This window comes from Streptomyces sp. NBC_00536, from assembly GCF_036346295.1.
In the GTDB taxonomy this organism is placed as follows: Bacteria; Actinomycetota; Actinomycetes; order Streptomycetales; family Streptomycetaceae; genus Streptomyces.
On the sequence record NZ_CP107820.1, the window covers coordinates 160,214 to 180,195 of the forward strand.

The 19,982-nt window shown below is 73.6% G+C and carries 18 protein-coding genes; 8 read left to right on the plus strand and 10 right to left on the minus strand.

The window, feature by feature from the left end:
- Positions 1 to 118 precede the first annotated feature (118 nt).
- Both gdhA and OHS33_RS38065 read right to left on the minus strand, forming a co-directional pair.
- Entirely contained in the window at positions 119 to 1,477 is a 1,359-nt protein-coding gene (gene gdhA, locus OHS33_RS38060) for an NADP-specific glutamate dehydrogenase (protein ID WP_330335489.1), read from the minus strand.
- A gap of 327 nt (positions 1,478 to 1,804) precedes the next feature.
- Positions 1,805 to 3,382, minus strand: coding sequence for an acyl-CoA carboxylase subunit beta (locus tag OHS33_RS38065; RefSeq protein WP_330335490.1), 1,578 nt, complete (start codon positions 3,380 to 3,382; stop codon positions 1,805 to 1,807).
- A gap of 61 nt (positions 3,383 to 3,443) precedes the next feature.
- Here OHS33_RS38065 and OHS33_RS38070 point away from each other — a divergent pair, with 61 nt between their 5' ends.
- Together OHS33_RS38070 and OHS33_RS38075 are read left to right on the plus strand one after the other, a co-directional pair.
- A complete protein-coding gene (locus tag OHS33_RS38070) occupies positions 3,444 to 4,193 on the plus strand; it encodes a class I SAM-dependent methyltransferase (RefSeq protein ID WP_330335491.1) in 750 nt (249 codons plus the stop codon).
- Positions 4,194 to 4,474: 281 nt separating this feature from the next.
- Positions 4,475 to 5,023, plus strand: a complete 549-nt coding sequence (locus tag OHS33_RS38075; RefSeq protein ID WP_330335492.1) for an FABP family protein — start codon at positions 4,475 to 4,477, stop codon at positions 5,021 to 5,023.
- 25 nt (positions 5,024 to 5,048) lie between these two features.
- On the opposite strand, the gene OHS33_RS38080 is transcribed toward OHS33_RS38075, so the two are convergent.
- The gene (locus tag OHS33_RS38080; RefSeq protein ID WP_330335493.1) at positions 5,049 to 5,489 is read right to left on the minus strand and encodes a hypothetical protein; all 441 of its coding nucleotides are present in this window, start codon (positions 5,487 to 5,489) and stop codon (positions 5,049 to 5,051) included.
- Between the two features lie 261 nt (positions 5,490 to 5,750).
- The gene (locus tag OHS33_RS38085; protein WP_330335494.1) at positions 5,751 to 6,977 is read right to left on the minus strand and encodes an aminotransferase class V-fold PLP-dependent enzyme; all 1,227 of its coding nucleotides are present in this window, start codon (positions 6,975 to 6,977) and stop codon (positions 5,751 to 5,753) included.
- Between the two features lie 394 nt (positions 6,978 to 7,371).
- Between OHS33_RS38085 and OHS33_RS38090 the strand changes: the two genes are divergently transcribed.
- Positions 7,372 to 7,536, plus strand: coding sequence for a hypothetical protein (locus tag OHS33_RS38090; protein WP_330335495.1), 165 nt, complete (start codon positions 7,372 to 7,374; stop codon positions 7,534 to 7,536).
- 78 nt (positions 7,537 to 7,614) lie between these two features.
- Positions 7,615 to 7,938 carry an acyl carrier protein gene (locus OHS33_RS38095; protein ID WP_330335496.1) on the plus strand — a complete coding sequence of 108 codons (324 nt, stop codon included), beginning with the start codon at positions 7,615 to 7,617 and terminating at the stop codon, positions 7,936 to 7,938.
- 70 nt (positions 7,939 to 8,008) lie between these two features.
- Here OHS33_RS38095 and OHS33_RS38100 read toward each other — a convergent pair whose 3' ends face one another.
- From OHS33_RS38100 to OHS33_RS38120, 5 genes are all read right to left on the minus strand, one after another.
- Complete coding sequence (locus OHS33_RS38100) at positions 8,009 to 8,629, minus strand: glyoxalase (protein WP_330335497.1); 621 nt, start codon at positions 8,627 to 8,629, stop codon at positions 8,009 to 8,011.
- Between the two features lie 5 nt (positions 8,630 to 8,634).
- Positions 8,635 to 9,099, minus strand: a complete 465-nt coding sequence (locus tag OHS33_RS38105) for a helix-turn-helix transcriptional regulator (RefSeq protein ID WP_443065505.1) — start codon at positions 9,097 to 9,099, stop codon at positions 8,635 to 8,637.
- 43 nt (positions 9,100 to 9,142) lie between these two features.
- Positions 9,143 to 9,553: a VOC family protein gene (locus OHS33_RS38110; protein WP_330335499.1), complete on the minus strand. Its 411-nt coding sequence runs from the start codon at positions 9,551 to 9,553 to the stop codon at positions 9,143 to 9,145.
- Positions 9,554 to 9,773: 220 nt separating this feature from the next.
- Positions 9,774 to 9,974 carry a hypothetical protein gene (locus OHS33_RS38115; protein ID WP_330335500.1) on the minus strand — a complete coding sequence of 67 codons (201 nt, stop codon included), beginning with the start codon at positions 9,972 to 9,974 and terminating at the stop codon, positions 9,774 to 9,776.
- A gap of 48 nt (positions 9,975 to 10,022) precedes the next feature.
- Complete coding sequence (locus tag OHS33_RS38120) at positions 10,023 to 10,562, minus strand: GNAT family N-acetyltransferase (protein WP_330335501.1); 540 nt, start codon at positions 10,560 to 10,562, stop codon at positions 10,023 to 10,025.
- Between the two features lie 189 nt (positions 10,563 to 10,751).
- Between OHS33_RS38120 and OHS33_RS38125 the strand changes: the two genes are divergently transcribed.
- Genes OHS33_RS38125 through OHS33_RS38135 form a run of 3 tightly spaced genes read left to right on the plus strand, consistent with a single transcriptional unit; the run spans position 10,752 to position 17,358 of the window.
- Positions 10,752 to 16,346 (plus strand): amino acid adenylation domain-containing protein, encoded by a 5,595-nt coding sequence (locus tag OHS33_RS38125; RefSeq protein ID WP_330335502.1) that lies wholly within the window; start codon positions 10,752 to 10,754, stop codon positions 16,344 to 16,346.
- An 18-nt stretch (positions 16,347 to 16,364) separates the two neighbouring features.
- Positions 16,365 to 16,817: a hypothetical protein gene (locus tag OHS33_RS38130; RefSeq protein ID WP_330335503.1), complete on the plus strand. Its 453-nt coding sequence runs from the start codon at positions 16,365 to 16,367 to the stop codon at positions 16,815 to 16,817.
- Positions 16,818 to 16,866: 49 nt separating this feature from the next.
- Complete coding sequence (locus OHS33_RS38135; protein WP_330335504.1) at positions 16,867 to 17,358, plus strand: DUF2871 domain-containing protein; 492 nt, start codon at positions 16,867 to 16,869, stop codon at positions 17,356 to 17,358.
- 26 nt (positions 17,359 to 17,384) lie between these two features.
- On the opposite strand, the gene OHS33_RS38140 is transcribed toward OHS33_RS38135, so the two are convergent.
- Positions 17,385 to 18,005, minus strand: coding sequence for a TetR/AcrR family transcriptional regulator (locus tag OHS33_RS38140; protein WP_330335505.1), 621 nt, complete (start codon positions 18,003 to 18,005; stop codon positions 17,385 to 17,387).
- A gap of 207 nt (positions 18,006 to 18,212) precedes the next feature.
- Here OHS33_RS38140 and OHS33_RS38145 point away from each other — a divergent pair, with 207 nt between their 5' ends.
- Positions 18,213 to 19,838 (plus strand): condensation domain-containing protein, encoded by a 1,626-nt coding sequence (locus tag OHS33_RS38145; protein WP_330335506.1) that lies wholly within the window; start codon positions 18,213 to 18,215, stop codon positions 19,836 to 19,838.
- Positions 19,839 to 19,982: the final 144 nt, after the last annotated feature.

The following is a 19,982-nucleotide window of genomic DNA, read 5'->3' on the forward strand; positions in this document are numbered from 1 at the left end:
CCCTGTCCATCGTCTGTCCATCGTCGACGTCGACTGCGTCCCAGGGTGTCAGACGACCGGGAACGGACGACGGCCGGGCGGAAACCTCCCGCCCGGCCGCCCTCCCTACGCGTACCGACTAGATGATGCCCTGGGCCAGCATCGCGTCCGCGACGCGCTCGAAGCCCGCGATGTTGGCGCCCGTCACGTAGTCGCCGGGGGCGCCGTAGCGCTCCGCCGTCTCGTGGCAGACCGCGTGGATGTCACGCATGATCCCGGCCAGCTCCTGCTCGACGCGCTCCGCGGTCCAGGAGACCCGGGCCGCGTTCTGGCTCATCTCCAGGGCGCTGACGGCGACGCCGCCCGCGTTGGCGGCCTTGCCCGGGCCGAAGGCCACGCCGGCCTCCTGCAGGATGCGGACCGCTTCCGGGGTGGTGGGCATGTTGGCGCCCTCGGAGACGGCCTTGACGCCGCCCGCGATCAGGCTGTGGGCGTCCTGGACGTCCAGCTCGTTCTGGGTGGCCGAGGGGAACGCGACCTCCGCGGGCACCTCCCAGACCCGGCCGCCGGGCACGTAGCGGGCCGAGCCGCCGCGGCGGGCGGCGTAGTCGCTGACGCGACCGCGCTCGACCTCCTTGATCTGCTTGAGCAGCTCGATGTCGATGCCCTTCTCGTCGAGCACGTAGCCCTGGGAGTCGGAGCAGGTCAGCGGGTGTGCGCCGAGCTTGTGCAGCTTCTCGATCGTGTAGATCGCGACGTTGCCGGAGCCGGAGACGACCGCGGTGCGGCCCTCCAGGCCGAGGCCCTTGAGCTTCAGCATCTCGGCGGCGAAGAGCACCGAGCCGTAGCCGGTGGCCTCGGGACGGATCGCGGATCCGCCCCAGCCGCGGCCCTTGCCGGTGAGGACGCCGGCCTCCCAGCGGTTGGTGATCCGGCGGTACTGGCCGAAGAGGTAGCCGATCTCGCGGCCGCCGACGCCGATGTCACCGGCGGGCACGTCGGTGTGCTCGCCGATGTGGCGCTGGAGTTCGGTCATGAACGACTGACAGAAGCGCATCACTTCGGCGTCGGAGCGGCCGCGCGGGTCGAAGTCGCTGCCGCCCTTGCCGCCGCCGATGCCGAGGCCCGTCAGGGCGTTCTTGAAGATCTGCTCGAAGCCGAGGAACTTCACCACGCCGATGTCGACGGACGGGTGGAACCGCAGGCCGCCCTTGTACGGGCCGAGCGCGCTGTTGAACTCGACGCGGTAGCCGCGGTTCACCTGGACGTGCCCGTGGTCGTCCGTCCACGGCACCCGGAAGATGATCTGCCGCTCGGGCTCGCAGAGCCGCTCGACGAGTCCCGGCACCGCGTACTCGGGGCGCGCGGCGAAGACGGGGGCGAGGGTCTCCAGTACCTCTCGCACCGCCTGGTGGAACTCGGGCTGGGCGGGGTTGCGGCGTTCGATGTCCGCGCGCAGCGCGTCCAGCCTGGCCTTCGAGTCCTTGGGGTCCTTCACGGGCTCGTCCTCCTCGGGAGTGTGGTGCGCACGGGGGGTGGTCGGACACGGCGGTTTCTCAGCCGTGACGCCACGTCCCCGCGGACCGGAATCGGCTGTTCGGGGTGCGGTCCCAGCCGGAGGGTACCGTGCGCTTGACCTGCTCCGATATGCCGTCCGACCTGCGGAACATTGCCGAAAGTACTACGGTCAGCACCGCGGTTTCGACCCCGTTGGGATGACCCCGGACGATCCGCCAGAGTTCACTGTCCGGACTTGTTTCTTTCGTTTCGGTTCTTTCGGCGATATCGGTCATACCGGCTCTCATGCCGGCTCTCATACCGTCGCTCATACCGGCGGGTTCCCGTGCTTGCGCGACGGCAGGTCGGCGTACTTCGACCGGAGCATCGACAGGGACCGGATGAGGACGGCGCGGGTCTCCTGCGGGTTGATCACGTCGTCGACGAGGCCGCGCTCGGCCGCGTAGTACGGGTGCATCAGCTCGGTCGTGTACTCCTTGATCTTCTGCGCGCGCATCGCCTCGGGGTCGTCGGCGGCGGCGATCTCCCGCCGGAAGATGACGTTGGCGGCGCCCTCGGCGCCCATCACCGCGATCTCGTTGGTGGGCCAGGCGAGCGCCAGGTCGGCGCCGATCGAGCGCGAGTCCATGACGATGTACGCGCCGCCGTAGGCCTTGCGCAGCACCAGCGAGATCCGCGGGACGGTGGCGTTGCAGTAGGCGAAGAGCAGCTTCGCGCCGTGCCGGATGATCCCGTTGTGCTCCTGGTCGACGCCGGGCAGGAAGCCGGGTACGTCGACCAGCGTGACCAGCGGGATCGAGAACGCGTCGCAGAACTGCACGAAGCGCGCGGCCTTTTCCGAGGCGTGGATGTCGAGCACGCCGGCCAGCGCCGCGGGCTGGTTGGCGACGAAGCCGACGACGTGCCCGTCCATCCGGGCAAGCGCGCAGACGATGTTCTGCGCCCAGGCGGGCTGGACCTCGAAGTACTCGCCGTGGTCGACGGTCTCCTCGATGACCTTGCGGATGTCGTACGCCTGTTGCGGGTTGGCCGGGACGATCTCCTCCAGCGCGTCGTTCGTCCGGTCGGCCGGGTCGTCGCATTCCTCGCGGGGGGCGCTCTCGCGGTTGTTGGAGGGCAGCAGCGAGAGCAGGTGGCGCACGTCCTCCAGGCAGCTCTCCTCGTCGTCGTAGGCGAAGGCGGCCACGCCGGAGACGGAGGCGTGCACGTCGGCGCCGCCGAGGCCGTTCTGGCTGATCTCCTCGCCGGTGACGGCGCGGACCACGTCCGGGCCGGTGATGAACATCTGCGAGGTCTCGCGGACCATGAAGACGAAGTCGGTCAGGGCGGGGCTGTAGGCGGCGCCGCCCGCGCACGGGCCGAGCATCACGCTGATCTGCGGGATCACGCCGGAGGCGCGGGTGTTGCGCTGGAAGATGCCGCCGTATCCGGCGAGCGCGCTGACGCCCTCCTGGATACGGGCCCCCGCGCCGTCGTTGAGCGAGACCAGCGGGGCTCCGGCCGCCTCGGCGAGGTCCATCACCTTGTGGATCTTCTCGGCGTGGGCCTCGCCCAGGGCGCCGCCGAAGATGCGGAAGTCGTGCGCGTAGACGAAGACGTTGCGTCCGTCGACCGTGCCCCAGCCGGTGATCACGCCGTCGCTGTAGGGCCGCTTGTCCTCCAGCCCGAACCCGGTCGCGCGGTGCCGCCGCAGGGCCTCGATCTCCTGGAAGGAGCCCGGGTCGAGCAGCAGGTCGATGCGCTCGCGCGCGGTGAGCTTGCCCTTGGCGTGCTGGCGCTCGGTGGCGCGCTCGTCGGGCCCGGCGAAGGCCTGGGCTTTGATCTCGGCCAGTTCGGCGGCTCGGTCCAGAACCGGTATGGGCGGGGCTTCGGGAGCCATGGTCATGTGGATCCTCCAGGTCTGAAGGCCGGATCCAGCCACCGTCACCCCGGGCCCTCAAGAGGTCTTGGAGACCTGCTGGACCCCCACCCGGGGCCGGGCGCCGGATCGTTACCGAACCACATCCTCACAGCACTTCCGCAGCCGCCACACGGAGGACCGGCTGGCCCGGCTGGCCCACGGGGGCCTGGACCAGTACGTGATCCTCGGCGCGGGGCTGGACTCCTTCGCCTACCGGTCGGAACTCGCCACCCACGTCGACGTGTTCGAGGTCGACTTGCCCGCGACCCAGGAGTGGAAGCGGGAACTGCTCGTCGCGACGGGGACCGAGGTGCCCTCGTCCGTGGCCTTCGTCCCGTTCGACTTCGAGCGCGAGTCCGCGCACGCGCTGGCCGACCACCTGGTGAAGTCCGGCTTCGACCCGGACCGGCCCGCCCTGGTCAGCTGGCTCGGGGTGACGATGTACCTCACCCGGGAGGCGATCGGACGGACGCCGGCCGTCATCAGCGGCTTCCCGCCCGGCACCGAACTCATCGTGGAGCACCTCCTGCCGGCCGGACTGCGCGACGGGGCGGGGCAGGCGTACGCGGAGGCGGTCATGGCGGCGACGGCCGAGCAGGGCGAGCCCTGGCGGACGTTCCTGAGCATCGAGGAGATGGACGCCCTCCTGCGTGAGCACGGGCTGGACCCGGTCGCGTACGTCCAGCAGCGCGAGGTCATGGACCCGGGAGGGTGGGAACGCACTGACGCGCTCCGCCCGTTCACCCTGTCCGTCCTCGCCCGCGCGAACGTCCCCGCCCGCCGGCGCGGGCGATGACGCCGCCGGCGCTAGTGCTGTGGCCGGAAAGGTTTGCCGGGTCGCGGTGTCCGGTGCCCTGGGGTCTCCCCAGGCCCGAAGGGCCGAGGGGACGCATCGCAAGGCGGAGGGCCGCGACTCGTACTGGACGTACCGTCGTGGTCCGACAACGCCGGGGGCACCTCCCAGCGGTAGCTGGGGGAGAGGTGCCGTGCCGGGCGCCGTGACACGGTGAACCTTTCCGGCCACAGCGCTAGGCTTCCCGGCGGCACCACACAGCACCGGCCCCAGGAGCGCGCACCGTGTTCGACCCCGCACCGCAGCACCCGTACCCCGACGCCCACCGACCGGACGAGGCGCCCGCGCCGCACCCGCTGCTGGGGCCGGTGCTCGGGTTGCTGGGGACCTGGCGGGGGCGGGGGCGCGGCGGATACCCGACCCTCGCCGGGGAGTTCACCTATGCGCAGGAGGTCACCTTCAGCCATGACGGCCGGCCCTTCCTGCACTACGAGACCCGGGCCTGGCTGCTCGACGCCGACGACGCGCCGCTGCGCCCGTCCGCCCGGGAGAGCGGCTGGTGGCGGCTCCAGCCCGACGGCCGGGTGGAGGCGCTGATCACGCAGCCCACCGGCATCGCGGAGATCCTGGTCGGCCGGGCGGACGGCACGTCTGTCGACCTCGCCACCCACGAGGTGGCCCTCGCGCCCACGGCCAAGGAGGTCAGCGCCACGCACCGGCGCTACACCCTGACCGACGACGGCGCGCTCACCTTCGTCCACGACCTGGAGGCGGTCGGCCAGCCGCTCCAGCACCACCTCTCGGCACGGCTGGAGCGCCGAGAGGAGGGTTAGGAACGGGTCAGGAGCGGGGCATCGGTCAGGCGCAGACGATGGTGATCGAGAACGGCCGGTCGCTGTCGACCGCGGCGCTGCCACCGGCGGACGGGGTCGCGGTGCGGATGAAGAGCGTGTTGCCGTTCACCTGGCCGACCAGGATGGACGAGCTGCCCGGGCCGGGGTCGGAGCCCCCGTTGGTGTTGATCGTGCCGAGGAGTGCGCACCTGTCGAGGCCGGCACTGGTGCTGATGTTGTAGCGGCCGATGCCGAACTTGTTGATCCCGGTGATGCCCTGCCCGCCGAGGATCTGCCCGTTCGCGCTGACCTTGGCCCATGCCGTGGTGGTCACCGCGGCATGGGACGCCTCCCGCGTCCCGGCCGAGGCGGTCGACGCGGTCGATACGGTCGACGCGGCGACCGAGCCGCCGATCGCGAGCGCCAGCACCGCTGCCCCGAGGGCCAGCTTCTTCGTTCCGTTCATGGTTCTCTCCCCTGCCGAAGACGAAAAGTCCGTGCAACGGGGAGGACTCTCCATGGCCCCGACCTGCAACAGAAGGCCTTGCGGCGGCAGTCACTCCAAATGATCACGGCGTCCGATGTGTGGACGTTCACTCGAAGGGTCAAGATCGCCAGCCACCCATTGACGAGTCCGCATCATCGCGGGCGGTACGGGTAGGCCGTACCGAATCGGCCGCCGTACGGCGAAGGCGTACGGAGAAGGCTCGCGGCGAGGCGTACGGCGTCAGCCCGCGACCAGTGTCAGGTGGCCGCGGCGGGCCGGGGCGCGGGTGGGGGTGGCCGGGCCGGAGGCCGCCGGGGCGAGCAACCGGACCGGGGCGTTCTGCTCGTCCCGTGCCCGCAGCTCCTCCCGGAGTTCCGCGAGCACGTCCTGGAGGGCTTCGTCGAAGCGGGCGATGTCCTCGGGGGTGTTGTCGTAGTGGACGGAAGCCCGCAACGCCGTCGTGACGCCCCGCGCCGGAAGATGGAGCGGCGTCTCCTGCCCCACCGTCTTCCACACGACGACCCCGCGCCGCGCCAGGCCCCGCCGGATCAGCGCGGCGGGCAGGTCGGCGTGCCGGAAGGCGAGGATCCCGGACTGCTCCCGCTCCGGGGCGCCCGGGGCGTCCGGGCCCGCCGGGGCGTCCGGGGTGAGCAGTTCGATGCCCGGGGTGCGCTCCAGGACCGCGCGCAGCTCGGTCTGCAGGTCGCGGCGCGGGAGGAGTTCGGCCGCCGCGTGGTGGGCGAGGGCTTCGTTCAGCGCGGCGACGGCCGCCGGGTGGGGCTGCGGGTGCGCGTGGCCGGTGAGCGCCGACCTCAGCGCGGGGGCGACGTACGCGAAGCCGATGGAGTCGGGGCCGCGCAGGAACCGCCAGCCGTCGGCGGTGAGCAGGTCGCAGCCGATGGCGGTGGCGTCGACGGGCAGCCGTCCGACGGAGTGCGAGGCGTCGACGGCGTACACGGCGCGGTGACCGGCCAGCAGCCGTCCGACGGCCTCGACCGGGCTGACCGTGCCGAGGGTCGCGGCGACGTGGGTGACGGAGACGAGGGCCACGTCCTCGTCGAGGTGGGCGCCCATCCACTCCAGGTCGAGGCCGCCGTCCGCGCGCAGCGGGACGACCTCCAGCGTGCAGTGCGTACGGTCGCGCAGGGCGTACAGGGTGGTCAGCCGGGCCACGCCCTCGTACGGGGTGGTCCAGATCCGGTGGCCCGGGCCGAGGGCGGGGGCGAGGCCCGCGACGCAGGAGTCGAAGGCGGCGGCCGCGCCGGTGAACAGGGCGGTGTCGGCGGCCGGGACGCCGAGGAGTCCGCCGAGGCGGGCGTAGACCTCGGTGTGCAGGACGGCGCCGAGGCGCTCCTCCAGGTCGTAGGGGCCGTAGAGGTCGTCGCGGGCGGTGGCGTCGGCGAGTACGGCGCGCACGGCGGCCGGCATCCGGCCGCTGCCCGCCGTGTCGAGGTGAGCCGTGTTCATTTCAGGGGCCTCCCCCCACAGTTGGGGTGTACCAAGTCTTGCCAACTAGCTTGGCAATATGTTGCCCACCACTGGGCCAGCTTGGCAATCCTTGGCAACACCCGCTCCGGCGGGACTCTAGGCAGTGGGCCTTGGCAATCCCCCGCCCACCCGGGCAACCCCCTCTTGGCAATACTTGGCAACATTCGCCGCCACCCTTGCCGGATCTCCATCTATGCAGGTCAAAGGGGTGTGCTCAGGCAACCCGACCGGCCAGCGGTGGCACAGACAACGCCTTTTCGGGGGTTCTCCACTCCTTCTCCAGTGGATTCCGAGCAGATTTCCAGTGGGTGTTGCCAATCTTCTTGGCAGAGAGGTTGCCAAGCCGGATCAAACAATTGCCACGGAGGACACCATGAAGAACATCGCCCGCCTCATCGCCACCGCCACCCTCGTCGGAGCCGCTGTCCTCACCGCCGGCGGAGTCGCCAACGCCGACGGCGGAACCGACATCGGCTGGCCGGTCGCCCCGCCCACCGCCCCGGCGCCGACCCCGACCCCCAACATCGGCTGGCCGTAACCTCCACGGCGGCTCTAGCCGGATGCGGCACGGTGCTGCGAAGAGCACCCGCACCGCCGCCCCGGAAGGAAGTCCCCGATGGCCCACGCACCGTGGAACGCGAAGTTCGAGACCGTCCTGCGCCAGGGCCTGCCCGGGCTCGGCAAGGACAAGCAGCCCGCGGCCGACGTCCCGATGGACGCGTACGGGCTGGACTCGATGGCCCTCATCGGCATCGTCAGCGGCCTGGAGCGGGCGTTCGGCACCAGCCTCGCCGGACAGGTCGTCATCCCCGTGCACTCCCTCACGGCCGGTCAGCTGTGGGGCATACTCTCCGCCGCGCTGCAGCCCTCCTGGGACCAGCAGCGCCCCGTCGCCACAGGCCACCGCACCCGGGACCTCGCTCCCTGGGCCGTCGCCTGACCCGACCAACCACCGCGAAGCCCCCGCCGGTCATCCGACCACGACGGGGGCTTCGGTCATGCGCGATGCCTCAGGCACACACCGCCGGTACGCCCTCCCAGGCGAAGCCGTCCGGGTCGGTGAAGGACGCGGCATCGGTGCCCAGCGCGAGCCGGTGCGATCCGGTGCCGTCGATGGGGACGCCGAGGTCTTTGGCGAGGGCCCGGCGCCCGTACAGAGCCAGTTTCACGGGCCCGGCCCCCGCCGCGAACTCGACGTACTTGCTGCCGAAGCCCTTCGCCACGGCGAGGCCGCGGCCGACGTAGAACTTCTTGCTCGCGGTCACGTCCGCGGTTCCCAGCAGGAGCACGATCTGGTCGATGTCCCTGGTGGCCGGGCCGGTGTCCTTCTTCTCCGACGTCGCGACCTTCAGGATCGTGCCGTCCGGGGCCCGTACGACGCCGCCGTGGCCCCAGAACGACTTCGAGGCGGGCTTCAGCGCTGTGGCACCGGCGTCGAGGGCGGCGTCGATGAAGCCCTTGACGGTGGCCGGCCGGGACACCGTGAGCGCCACCGCGAACCCGCGGAAGCCGGTCGTCGGTTCCTCCGAGGCCCGCAGACGGATCCGGTCGCCCAGACCGAAGGCGGTGTAGAAGCGCTGGGCGGCGGAGAGGTCGGCCACCTCAAGGGTGACGGATGCGAGGGAAGTCATGGTCTTCACGCTAGGTGCGGCGCGGTCGCCGGTGCTTCTCGATTCCTGACCGGTCTGGTCACCTGCTTCTCCACGCAGGACGGCATGCCCGCCGCCGCGTCCGCCGCTTGCCGCCGGTAGACGCTGGGCGGTACGCCGACCAGCTCGGTGAAGCGGGTGCTGAAGGTGCCCAGCGATGAGCAGCCGACCGCGAAACAGACCTCGGTGACGCTGAGGTCGCCACGGCGCAGCAGCGCCATCGCGCGCTCGATGCGCCGCGTCATCAGGTAGGAGTACGGGGACTCGCCGTAGGCCAGCCGGAACTGGCGGCTGAGGTGCCCGGCCGACATGTTCGCGCCGCGGGCGAGTGCCTCGACGTCCAGCGGCTGCTGGTACTCCCGGTCGATCCGGTCGCGCACGCGACGCAGCCGCGCCAGGTCGGCCAGGCGCTGTGCCGCCATGAGTGCGCTCATCCACGCAGGATGGCACATGGGAGAACTCCTTCCGTCGAAGCCGAATCGATCGCCGAACGGCTCAGCGGAGCTCTTGGATGCGGATCAGGTTGCCCGCGGGATCGCGGAAGGCGCAGTCGCGGACGCCGTACGGCTGCTCGGTCGGTTCCTGGACCACCTCGGTGTCGCCGGCCTGCACCTTCTCGAAGGTGGCGTCGAGGTCCGGGGTGGCCAGCAGGATCCAGCCGTAGGTGCCCTTGGCCATCATCTCGGCGATGGTGCGGCGCTCCTCCTCGGTGACCCCGGGGTCCGCGCCCGGCGGCGCCAGCAGGATGGACGTACCCGGCTGGCCGACGGGACCGACCGTGATCCAGCGCATCTTGCCCTGCCCGACGTCGCTGCGGACCTCGAAGCCGAGGGTGTCGCGGTAGAACGCCACGGCGGCGTCCGGATCGTCGTGCGGGAGGGAGGTGGTGTGAATGGTGATGTCCATGCCGTCACGGTAACCGCGGCCCGGCGACCGGCACTTCTCGATTCCTGACCGGTCCGGCCGCCCATTCCGTCCGCCGGGCCGAGCAGGCCCTTGCGCGGGCGCAGGCGCACCTCCATCGCACGGTGGGCCGGATCGGCTCCGCCGACCGCTACGGACAGAAAGCCGCGGCAGGCCGCCGCGTCGGCTGGTCCCGCCGGCACGTCACCGCCCTTGCCAACGCCTACCGTGCGGGCGAGCTTGACCAGGAGGAGAGGACCGAGGCCGCATGAGCACCGCACCCCAGCCGTCCGCTGTCCCACAGCCCCCCGCCCAGCCCGAGGCGATCCGCGCCGTCCTCGCCCAGGTGGCCCCGCAACTGCTCGCCGACTTCGACCGCGACCGCGCGGCCAGCACCGCCCGCGCGCGCCGGGGTCTCCGCCATTCCCCTCCGCGCCTTCGGTGGGCGGGGCGCCGGGAGGGACCGGGCAGTTCAGGGTGTCCGCAGCGCCGAGTAGATCAGCTGGTCGTGCCAGGTCCCCGCGCGCCACTGGGCCCGGCGGATGCGGCCCTCCAGTGCGAAACCGGCCTTCTCTACGGACCGTTGTTCGGCGATGTTGTCCGCGTCGGTGCACACCTGGACGCGTTCCGCGCGGGTGTGCTCGAAGAGGTACTCCACCAGCTGGCGCTGCGCCCGGGTGCCGATGCCCCGGCCGCGGTGCGCGGTGAAGAGGCCGATCGCGATCTCCCAGCAGGACGAGGTGTCCGCCCGGCCCCATGCGCGCCGGAACCATTCGACCCGCCCGACGAGGGTGTCGCCGACCGTGACGGACAGCATGTTCTCGTCCCCGCCCAGCAGCCCCCGTTCCGCGAGCACCTGCCGTGCGCGCAGGGCCGGGGTGTGACCGAACCACTGGTAGGGGCCCGGCCCGTGGGGGCCGGCGAACTCCGCCTCGAACCGGTCCAGGTCCGCCGCCGTCACCGGCCGCAGCACCACCACAGCGTGCTCTTCTGACAACCCGTCTTCTGCCATCGGGAGATCGTACAAGATCGCCAATCCACCCCCATTGGCCTGCGGTTCCACCGAACTTCATGCGTTCTTGGACAGAGGCTCAGGATCCGCTTGCCAACATCAAGGCAAGGTTTTGCCAAGCCCCAGTCCGGTGCCGCCAGTCCGGTCGCCGCCAGCCCGGTCGCCGCTGTCGAAGGAGCTACAGCCTTGATGTCACTCTCCGGCCTCATCGAACAGCACGTACTCGCGCGGCCCGAGGCGACCGCCGTCACCCACCCCGCCGGTGGGGGCGATGAAGTCTCGCTCTCCTACCGGGAGTTGAGCCTCGCCGCCAACCGGCTCGCCGCCCACCTCGGCGCGCACGGCGTACGTCCCGGCGACCGCGTGGTGACCGCGCTGCGGCCGGGGCCCGACCTGGTGACCGCCTTCCTCGCCATCGTCCGGGCGGGCGCGGCCTACGTACCCGTCGACCCGGCGCACCCCGCCGAGCGGCGGCGTCTGATCGTCCGGGACAGCGCGGCCCGCGCCGTCGTCACCGAGGGCGCCTTCGCCGCCGACTACACGGACCTGACGGACCTGGAGGGCGATGCAGCCCTTGTCGCCGTCGTCTCCGTGGACACCGACGCCACCCTGATCTCGGAGCGCCCCTCCGCGCTCGCCGCGCTGAGCGCCCCGGCGCCGGGCCCCGAGGACGCGGCGTACGTCTGCTACACCTCCGGCACCGGCGGCGCGCCCAAGGGCGTCGTCGTCCCGCACCGCGCCGTCCTCGACCTCATCGCCTCCGACGACTTCCTGCGCCTGGGCCCCGAGGACGTGGTCGCCCAGGCCGCCAGCCCCGCCTTCGACGCCGTCACCTTCGAGATCTGGTCGACCCTCGCCGCCGGGGCCCGGCTCGCCGGGCTGGCCCGGGACACCGTCGTCGACCCGGCCCGCTTCGAGCAGGCGGTCCGCGACCAGGGCGTCACGGTCGCCTTCCTGACCACCCCGCTCTTCCACCGGATCGCCCGCGAGCGCCCGGCCGCCTTCGCCCCGCTGCGCGCGCTGCTGTTCGGCGGCGAGCCCTGCGACCCGCGCCGGGTGCGCGAGGTGTTCCGGGCCGGGCCGCCGAACCGGCTGCTGCACATGTACGGGCCCACCGAGGCCACCACCTTCGCCACCTGGCACGAGGTCACCGAACCCGCCGAGGACGCCCGTACGATCCCGATCGGGCGGCCCGTCGGGGCCACCGTCACCGTGGTCGTCGGCCGTGACGGCGCGCGGGTGGGCCCGGGCGGCTCCGGTGAACTGCTGCTGGGCGGGCCGGGCCTGGCCACCGGCTACCTCGCGCGGAACGAACCCGGCCCGCGCGGCCGGCTCACGGCGGAGCGGTTCGTCGAGGACCGGTTCACCCCCGGCGGCGGCACCCTCTACCGCACGGGTGACCTCGTACGGCTGCGGGAGGACGGCGAGCTGGAGTTCCTCGGCCGGGTCGACAAGCAGGTCACCCTGCGCGGCTTCCGGATCGAGCTGGGCGAGATCGAGGCGGTGCTCGGCGCGCACCCGGCCGTCGCCGAGTCCGTGGTCTCGGTACACCAGAGTTCCGATGGCAGCGACGACGGCGAGCGCCGCCTGGTCGCGCACGTCGTGCCCGCCCCGCTCGCGCCGCCCGCCGCGGACCCGGCCGGGCAGGTCACCGCCTGGCGGGAGATCTTCCAGACCCTCTACCAGGACGCCCGCTCCGGCGGCCTCGGCGAGAACTTCACCGGCTGGGACAGCAGTTACGACGCCCTGCCGCTGCCCCTGTCCCAGATGCGGGCCTGGCGCGCGGCCACCCTCGACCGGATCCGCGAGCTGGGCCAGCGCCGGATCCTGGAGATCGGTGTCGGCACCGGACTGCTGATGGCCCCGCTGGCGCGGTCCGCGCAGTGCGAGGAGTACTGGGCCACCGACTTCTCCCCCGCCGTCATCGACGCCCTGTACACCCAGACCCGGGCGGACGGGCGGCTGCGCGGCAAGGTGCGGCTCAGCTGCCGGGAGGCCGAGGACACCGCCGGGCTGCCCGCCGGTCACTTCGACACGATCGTCCTCAACTCCGTCGCCCAGTACTTCCCCGACCTGGACCGGCTGCGCACCGTCATCGGCCGCGCGCTGCCCCTGCTCGCCCCCGGCGGCTCGATCCTGCTCGGCGACCTGCGCCACCTGGGTCTGGCCCGCCCCCTGCGGACCGGCGTCGAGCTGGCGCACCGGGAGGGACAACCGGGCGGACAGCCGACCGACTCCGCGTCCGTGCTGCGGGCCGTCGAGCGGCGCGTCGCCCTGGAGACCGAACTGCTCCTGGACCCGGGTCTGTTCACGGCCCTGGCCGCGGAGTTCCCGGAGATCCGCGCGGTCGACGTACGGGCCAAGCGCGGCGCCGACCACAACGAGCTGACCCGCTACCGCTACGACGTCGTCCTGAGCACCGCCGAGCCCGTCGCCGACCTCGCGGCGGCCCCGGCGCTGCCCTGGGGGCGCGAGGTGAGCGGCGCCGCCGGGCTGGCCGCGTACCTCGGGCAGCACCGCCCGGCGGCGCTGCGGCTGACCGGGCTCCCCAACGCCCGGCTGCACGGCGAATGCGCCGCCCTGCGCACCCTGGAGCGGGCGGGGACGCTCCGCGAGGCCCTGGCGCGGCTCGCGGAGCCGGGCGGCGCGCCGGACCCGGAGGAGCTGTGCACGGCGGCGGAGGCCGCGGGCTACCGGGCGCTGCCGACCTGGTCGGCGGAGCGCGGCGAGGCCCTGGACCTGGTCCTGATCGACCCGGAGCGGATCCCGTACGGCCCGCTCACCTCGGTGTACGCCGCCCCGGCGACCCCTGCGGGCACGGGGGCCAACACCCCCGCCGCCTTCGACCACGGCGTCGACATCGAAGTGGTGCTGCGCGCCCACCTCCAGGAGCGGCTGCCGGACTACATGATCCCCTCCGCCCTGATGGTCCTGGACGCGCTGCCGCTCACCCCCAGCGGCAAGCTCGACCGGGCGGCCCTGCCCGTACCGGCCTTCAGCGGGGAGCGGCCGGGCACCCAGCCGGGCACCCCCGTCCAGGAGATCGTCCGCGACCTGTTCGCCGAGGTGCTCGGCCTGCCGCGGCGGGCGGTCAGCGCGGACTGCGACTTCTTCGCCCTCGGCGGTCACTCGCTGGCCTCGGCCCGGCTGCTGGCCCGGGCCCGGCACGCGCTCGGCGTCGACCCCGGCCCGCGCGCCCTGAACGACGCCCCGACCCCGGCCCTGTTCGCCGCGCTCGTCGGGGACAGCCCGGCCACCGCCACCGGTCCGGGCGGGAGCGCGACCGCGAGCGCGGTGCTGCCGCTGCGGCTGCGCGGGGCGCTGAGCGTGCGCGCCCTGGAGGAGGCGCTGCGGGACCTGGGCGGGCGGCACGAGGCGCTGCGCAACAGCCGGCTGGGCTCGGCGGGCACCCGGCTGCGCGCCCTGGCCGCCGATGACCACGTGCTGGAGCTGACCCTGCCGGGCGAGTCGGTCGACCTGTGGTCGCACACGCCGCTGGCCGCCGAACTGGCCCTGGCCTACGGGGCCCGCGCGACCGGTGACTCCCCGCGCTGGCCGACGCCCGCGCCGCAGGGCGCGCCCCGGGCGATGTACGGGGACCTCGCGCCCACCTCGGCGCCGGGCAGCGGTCCCGACCGCGCCGACTCCACGCTCGGCTCGCTGGCGGGCGAGCTGCCCCCCGCCCTGCACGAGCGGCTGGCCCTGCTGGCCGCCGGGCACGGCGCCACCCTGTTCATGGTGGTCCACGCGGCGCTGGCGGCGCTGCTGACCCGGCTGGGCGCGCGGTCCCCGGTCACGCTTGCCGCTCCGGTGCCCGCCCGGGACAGCGCGGCGCTGCGGGGCGCAGTGGGCCCGTACGGGCGGGTGCTGGCCCTGTCGGTGGACACCTCGGGGGACCCGGCGTTCACCGAACTCCTGGCGCGGGTCCGTACGGCCGACCTCGCGGCCTACCGGCAGGGGGACGCGGCCCTGGCCCTGCCGGGCGGGATCGCGCTCGCCCTGCTCCAGGAGACGGGCGGCGAGTTCGAGGGGGCCGGGCTGACCGTCTCCGCCGAGAACCCCGAACTCCCGCACCGGGCCGCCGCGTTGGCGCTGACCCTGACCGAGCGGCAGACCCCGGCCGGGGCGCCCGCGGGGCTCGCGCTGAACGCCGCCTTCCAGCACGACGCGATCGGGGAGACCGCCGCCGCCCATCTGACCGGGCAGCTGGTCTCGCTGCTCGAAGCGGCCCTGGAGGCACCGCACAGCGCGCTGAGCCGGCTGCGGCCGCTGCCGGGCGAGGTGTCGGCGCAGACCGTCGGCCCCTGGCTCGGGGAGCACCTGGAGCTGCCGGTGCGCAGCGTGGCCTCGCTGTTCGCGGCCCAGGTGGCCCGTACGCCCGGTGCCCCGGCCCTGTCGGGCGGCGCGACGGCGGGTCCGGCGGGGCTGACGGACCTGAGCGGCCTGGCGCCGCTGGCCGGTCCGGCCGGGCTCGCGGGCCTGGCGGGGATCGCGGGCCTGGCCGGCATCGGCGGCGGCTCCGGCGTCCCGGGGATGGCGGGCATGGCGGGGATGCCGGGGATGGGCGGCGCCACCCCGGGCATGGACTACGCCGAACTCGACGCGCGCTCCGATCTGCTGGCCCACGCCCTGATCGCCCACCAGGCGGGCCCGGGCACCACGGTGGTCACCGCGATCGCCTCGCCGACCGGTTTCGCGGTGGCCGCGCTCGCCATCGCCAAGACGGGCGCCGCCTGTCTGCCGGTGGATCCGGTGCGCGGGCTGCCCGCCGCCGTCTGGCCGGTGGTCCTGCTGCTGGACGAGGCCGCCGACCGGCTGCTGCCGCCGGTGCCGGGGGCGGCCCGGCTGGTCCGGGACCCGGCCGCCGACCTGCTGCCCGCCGACGGGAAGTGGCCGGTGCGCTCCGCCGACCGTACGAGCCCGCTCGACCCCGACGCCCCGGTGGTGCTGGCGAGCACCCCGCACGCCACCGTCGCGATCGGCACCGGCCCGCTGGCCGCCGCGAGCCTGGGGCACGGATCGCACGGCGCGCACGGCGACGCCGCCTGGCTGGTCACCGGTTACCCGGACGCGGACGCGGCGGTGGGGCTGCTGGCCGCCTTCGTCTCCGGGGCGCGGGTGAACGTACCCGACCCGGCCCTCGCACACCTGGGCACCCCGTACGAGGTGCTGGGCTGGCTGCGCGAGCACGGCGCCGCGGCCGTGCTGGGCCGCGCCGACGACGCGCTCGTCACACTGGCCCGGGCCGAGGGGACGGCGCTGACCTACAGCGCCGGGTGGGCCGAGGGCCGCCTGGTCATCGAGCAGACCCCGGACGGCCGGACCCGGCCCGCGCCGGGCTACCGGGCCTACGTCCTGGACGCGCGGCTGCGGCCGGTGGCCACCGGGAACACCGGTTCGCTGTACGTCGCCGGGGTCGGCGTGGCCCAGGGCTACACGGGCCTGCCGGGCGCCAGCGGCGCGAGCTTCCTGCCCGACCCGCTGGCCGGCGGGCCGCAGGGGTCCACCGCCCGGATGTGGCGGACCGGGCACGCGGCCCGGGTGGAGGCCGACGGGAGCCTGCACATCCTCGACCACCCGTGGGCGGACGACCCGTTCGCCGACGAGTTCGCGACCTTCGTCGTCGTCGCGGACGGCGCCGGGCACCGCGCGCTGTGGCCCGCGGGGGCGCCCGTACCGCAGGGGTGGCACGAGACGCACCCCGAGGACGTGTACGAGCTGTGCCTGGAGCACCTCGGCGACCTCGCCGGTGACCTGGGCGACGGCTCCACCGACCACTTCTAGACCTCAGGGAGATTGACCATGAACGCGATCCTGCTTGCCGAGAGCCCGCGCACCGCCTTCGCCGAGAGCGTCCTCGGGCGCGGCGAGGTGGAGGTCGTCCTGCTGCGGCTGGACTCGATGCCGCTGAGCCGGGCGTACCTGCGGCGCACCGCGCACGTGCCCACCTTCACCCTCGACCCGGGGGCCGCGCTGATGGACGAGGCGGCCCGCTACCTGCGCTGGGTGAAGGGGACCAAGGGGCTGCCGCGCCCCTGGTTCGTGTGCGGCGGGGACCCGGAGGCGGGGGAGGTGGCGCGGCGGTTCGGTGCGCTGGTGGACCTGCCGGAGCTGACGCCGGAGCAGCTCGCTCCGGTCCCGGTGGCGCTGCCCGCCGCGGCCGGGGAGCCCTGGTGGAGAGACGGTCGAGGCCTGCTGGAAACGGACTTGAGTGATCTGGGCAATTCCGCGAAGAGGCTTGCGCCGAGTGCTTGAATGATCTCGTCGGGGCGGGATGTGATCATCAGGGGAGCGGGGCACAGGCATGCGGAAGACGTTCTACGCGGCACACGTCTACATGATCATCGGAGTGATCTCCGGCCTGTACTACCGGGAACTCACCAAGGCCTACGACTTCACCGGGGAGACCCAGCTCGCGGTGGTGCACACCCACCTCCTCGCGCTGGGCATGCTGGGCCTGCTGATCGTCCTCGGCCTCGACAAGGTGTTCTCGCTGTCGGGAACGAAGCACTTCGACTACTTCTTCTGGTTCTACAACGCGGGCATCACCATCACCTGCGCGAGCATGACCTACCGGGGCACCCAGACCGTGCTCGGGCACAAGGTGCCCGAACTCTTCTCCCTGGTGGGCGGCTTGGGGCACATCATCCTGACGGTCGGCCTGATCCTGCTCTTCACGCTGCTGGGCAAGCGCGTGAAGGAGCATGTGGACGCGCAGGAGGCCGGAAAGGCCGCGCAGGCCACGCTGCCGGGGCAGGCCGCCGGGACGTCGGAGTCCGGGAAGGTGTCCGGCTGAGCGGCTGACCGGCCTCAGACGGGTGGTCAGCCGACCTGGGCCGCGGGTCCCGTCAGGACGGCGGTCAGGGCGGTGAGGCGCTCCTCCGTCAGGTCCGGGCGCAGCCGCCGGCCCCGGGTGAGGGTGGCGAGGCCGTGCCAGGCGCTCCACAGCACCTCGGTCAGCAGCTCCGGATCGCGGCCCCGGGCCACCGGCTCGACGGCCAGCCGGATCTCCGCGAGGGCGTCGAGCACCGGCTGCGGGGTGGCCGCCTGTTCGGCGTCGGCCGCGCCGCCCGAGGCCGCGGCGCCGCCCGCGTCGAGGGTGAGCATCGCCTGGTAGAGGACCGGGCCCTTGGCCGCGAAGGCCAGGTAGGCGCGCGCGACCGCGTCCAGCGCCTCCAGCGGATCCGCCTCCGCGTGCCGCACGCGCGCGGCGTGCAGGGCGCCCGCGAGTTCGCCGAAGCCCTCCAGGGCCACCGCGTGCACGATCGCGTCCTTGTTCTTGAAGTGCTGGTAGAGCACGGGCTGGCTGTACTCGATGCGCTCCGCGAGACGCCGCGTGGTGACGAAGTCCCAGCCTTCGGCCTCGGCCATCTCGCGGGCCGAGCTGAGGATCAACTGGCGGCGCTGGCCCTGCTCACGAAGGCGTCGCTCTCGGGGAGTCATGGCCCACACGGTACCACTTTCGGTGCAATTCCAGCGGTCAGTGATAGGGTTCCTGCCTTTGACAGCCGGGTCGGGTCACGGGTCCGGTCATGGGTCCTGTCACGGGGTCGGGCGCGCCCGTCCCGGCCCTCTGACCTCATCGTCTAGTGGCCTTCAAGGCATGGTCGGCAGCATCGGGGTAAGTCCGCCCACAGAGAGGGCCACCCCATGCAGACCCCGACTCCCCTGGAGGAGCTGCTCGACCTCGCCGCGGACGTCCTGCGCCACGATCGGCGCACGCTGCCGGCCGGGGCCTCGGGTTCGCCCTTCCTCACCCTGGGCGGCGGCCTCGGTCAGGCCATGCGGCTCCAGGCGCGCGCCGACGAACAGCTGGGACTCTCGCTCGACGTGGCCCAGCTGCTGGGCGCCGCTCCGCTGACGGACGTACTGGCCCGGGCCGTGCCGGTGGCCCCCGCGGCCCCGGATCCCGGCCCGGGCCCGCGCGAACTCCCGTTGCTGCCCGGGCAGTCGGAGCCGCTCACCGCCCAGCGCTACGTCGGCCCCGGCGCGGTGCACCGGATGCTGAGCGCCGAACTGGCCGGGCCGCTCGACCCCGCCGTGCTGCGGGCCGCGCTCGCCGCGCTGGGCGCACGGCACGAGGGGCTGCGGACCGCGTTCCCGACGTCGGCGCGGGGGCCCGTACGCCGGGTGCTCGACGCCTACGCCCCGCCCCTGATCACCCTGCCCGAGCTGCCCGGGGCTCCGGCCGCGAGCGCCGGGGCGGCCGTGGACGCCGTGCACGCGCGGCTCGCGGAGGAGGTGGACCGGCTGATCGGGCACCCCGACCGGCCGCCCTACGTCTTCGCCCTGACCCGGCTCGCGGCGGACCGGCACCTGCTGTCGTTCCTCTGCCACCACGCGGTCGCGGACGCCTGGTCGGCGGCCCTGGTCTGGCGGGAACTGCTCGCCGACTACGCCCGCGCGGCGGCCGGGCGGCAGCCGGCCGCGGCCCGGGCGGGGGCGCCGCCGCCCCTCGCCATACGGGAGGACCCGGACCCGGTGCTGCTCTCCGAACGCGTGGAACGGATACGGGAGTTCCCCGCCGTGGTGGACCTGACCGCCCCCGGGCGGCGGCCCGCGGTCTTCGACTTCCGGGGCGAGCGGCTGTCCCTCGCGCTGGACGCGGAGCTGCGGGACGCGGTCGACTCGACGGCGGCGCGGGCGGGCGTACCGCACGGGACGGTGCTGCTCGCGGCCTGGGCGCTCGCCGTGGGGCGGCGCTCCGGGCACGAATGGCTGCTGGTGGGCGCCGAACTCCCGAGGCACCGCGCGGGCGCGCCGCTGCGGACGGTCGCGCCGGGCTCGGCGAGCGTGCCGGTGTGCTGCGAGCTGGAGGGCGGCGTCGACTACTTCCTGCGCGGGATCGCCTGCGCCTTCGGCGAGGCCCTGGCCTGCGCGGCGCTCGACACGGACGCGCTCGTCCGCGAACTGGGCCTGCGCGGGGACCGGTCGCGGACCCCCCTCACCCAGGTCACCTTCGCGGACCACGACGGCCTGCTGCCGGTACGCACCACGGCGGGCCCACTGACCGCCCGCTTCCACCACGGGCACCTGGGCGGCGCCACGGCCGACGCGACCCTGACGGTGCTGCGCTGGCGCGAAGACCCCCTGCTGGCGCTGGACTTCGCCTCCGCGGTCCTGGACCGCGCGCAGGCGTCAGCCCTGGCGAACGACCTCCGCACCGCCCTGACCGCACTGTCCTCCGCCGCCGAAACGGACCCGGTGGAAGACCTCCTCCCGGCCGGCCTCACGAAGCCCTCCCTGGCCCCGCTACCCGTAGCCGTCTCAGGCTGAGCCGACCGATCCCGTTGAGGATCCGGTGCGCGCGCCGCGCGGGGGAACGGAAGGCGCGCGCACCGGATTCCGGGGCCCGGGCGGCCGGAGGGGGCGCCGACGCCCGGGAGTTCAGTGGGCCGGTGGCCCTTAACCCGGAGGGCG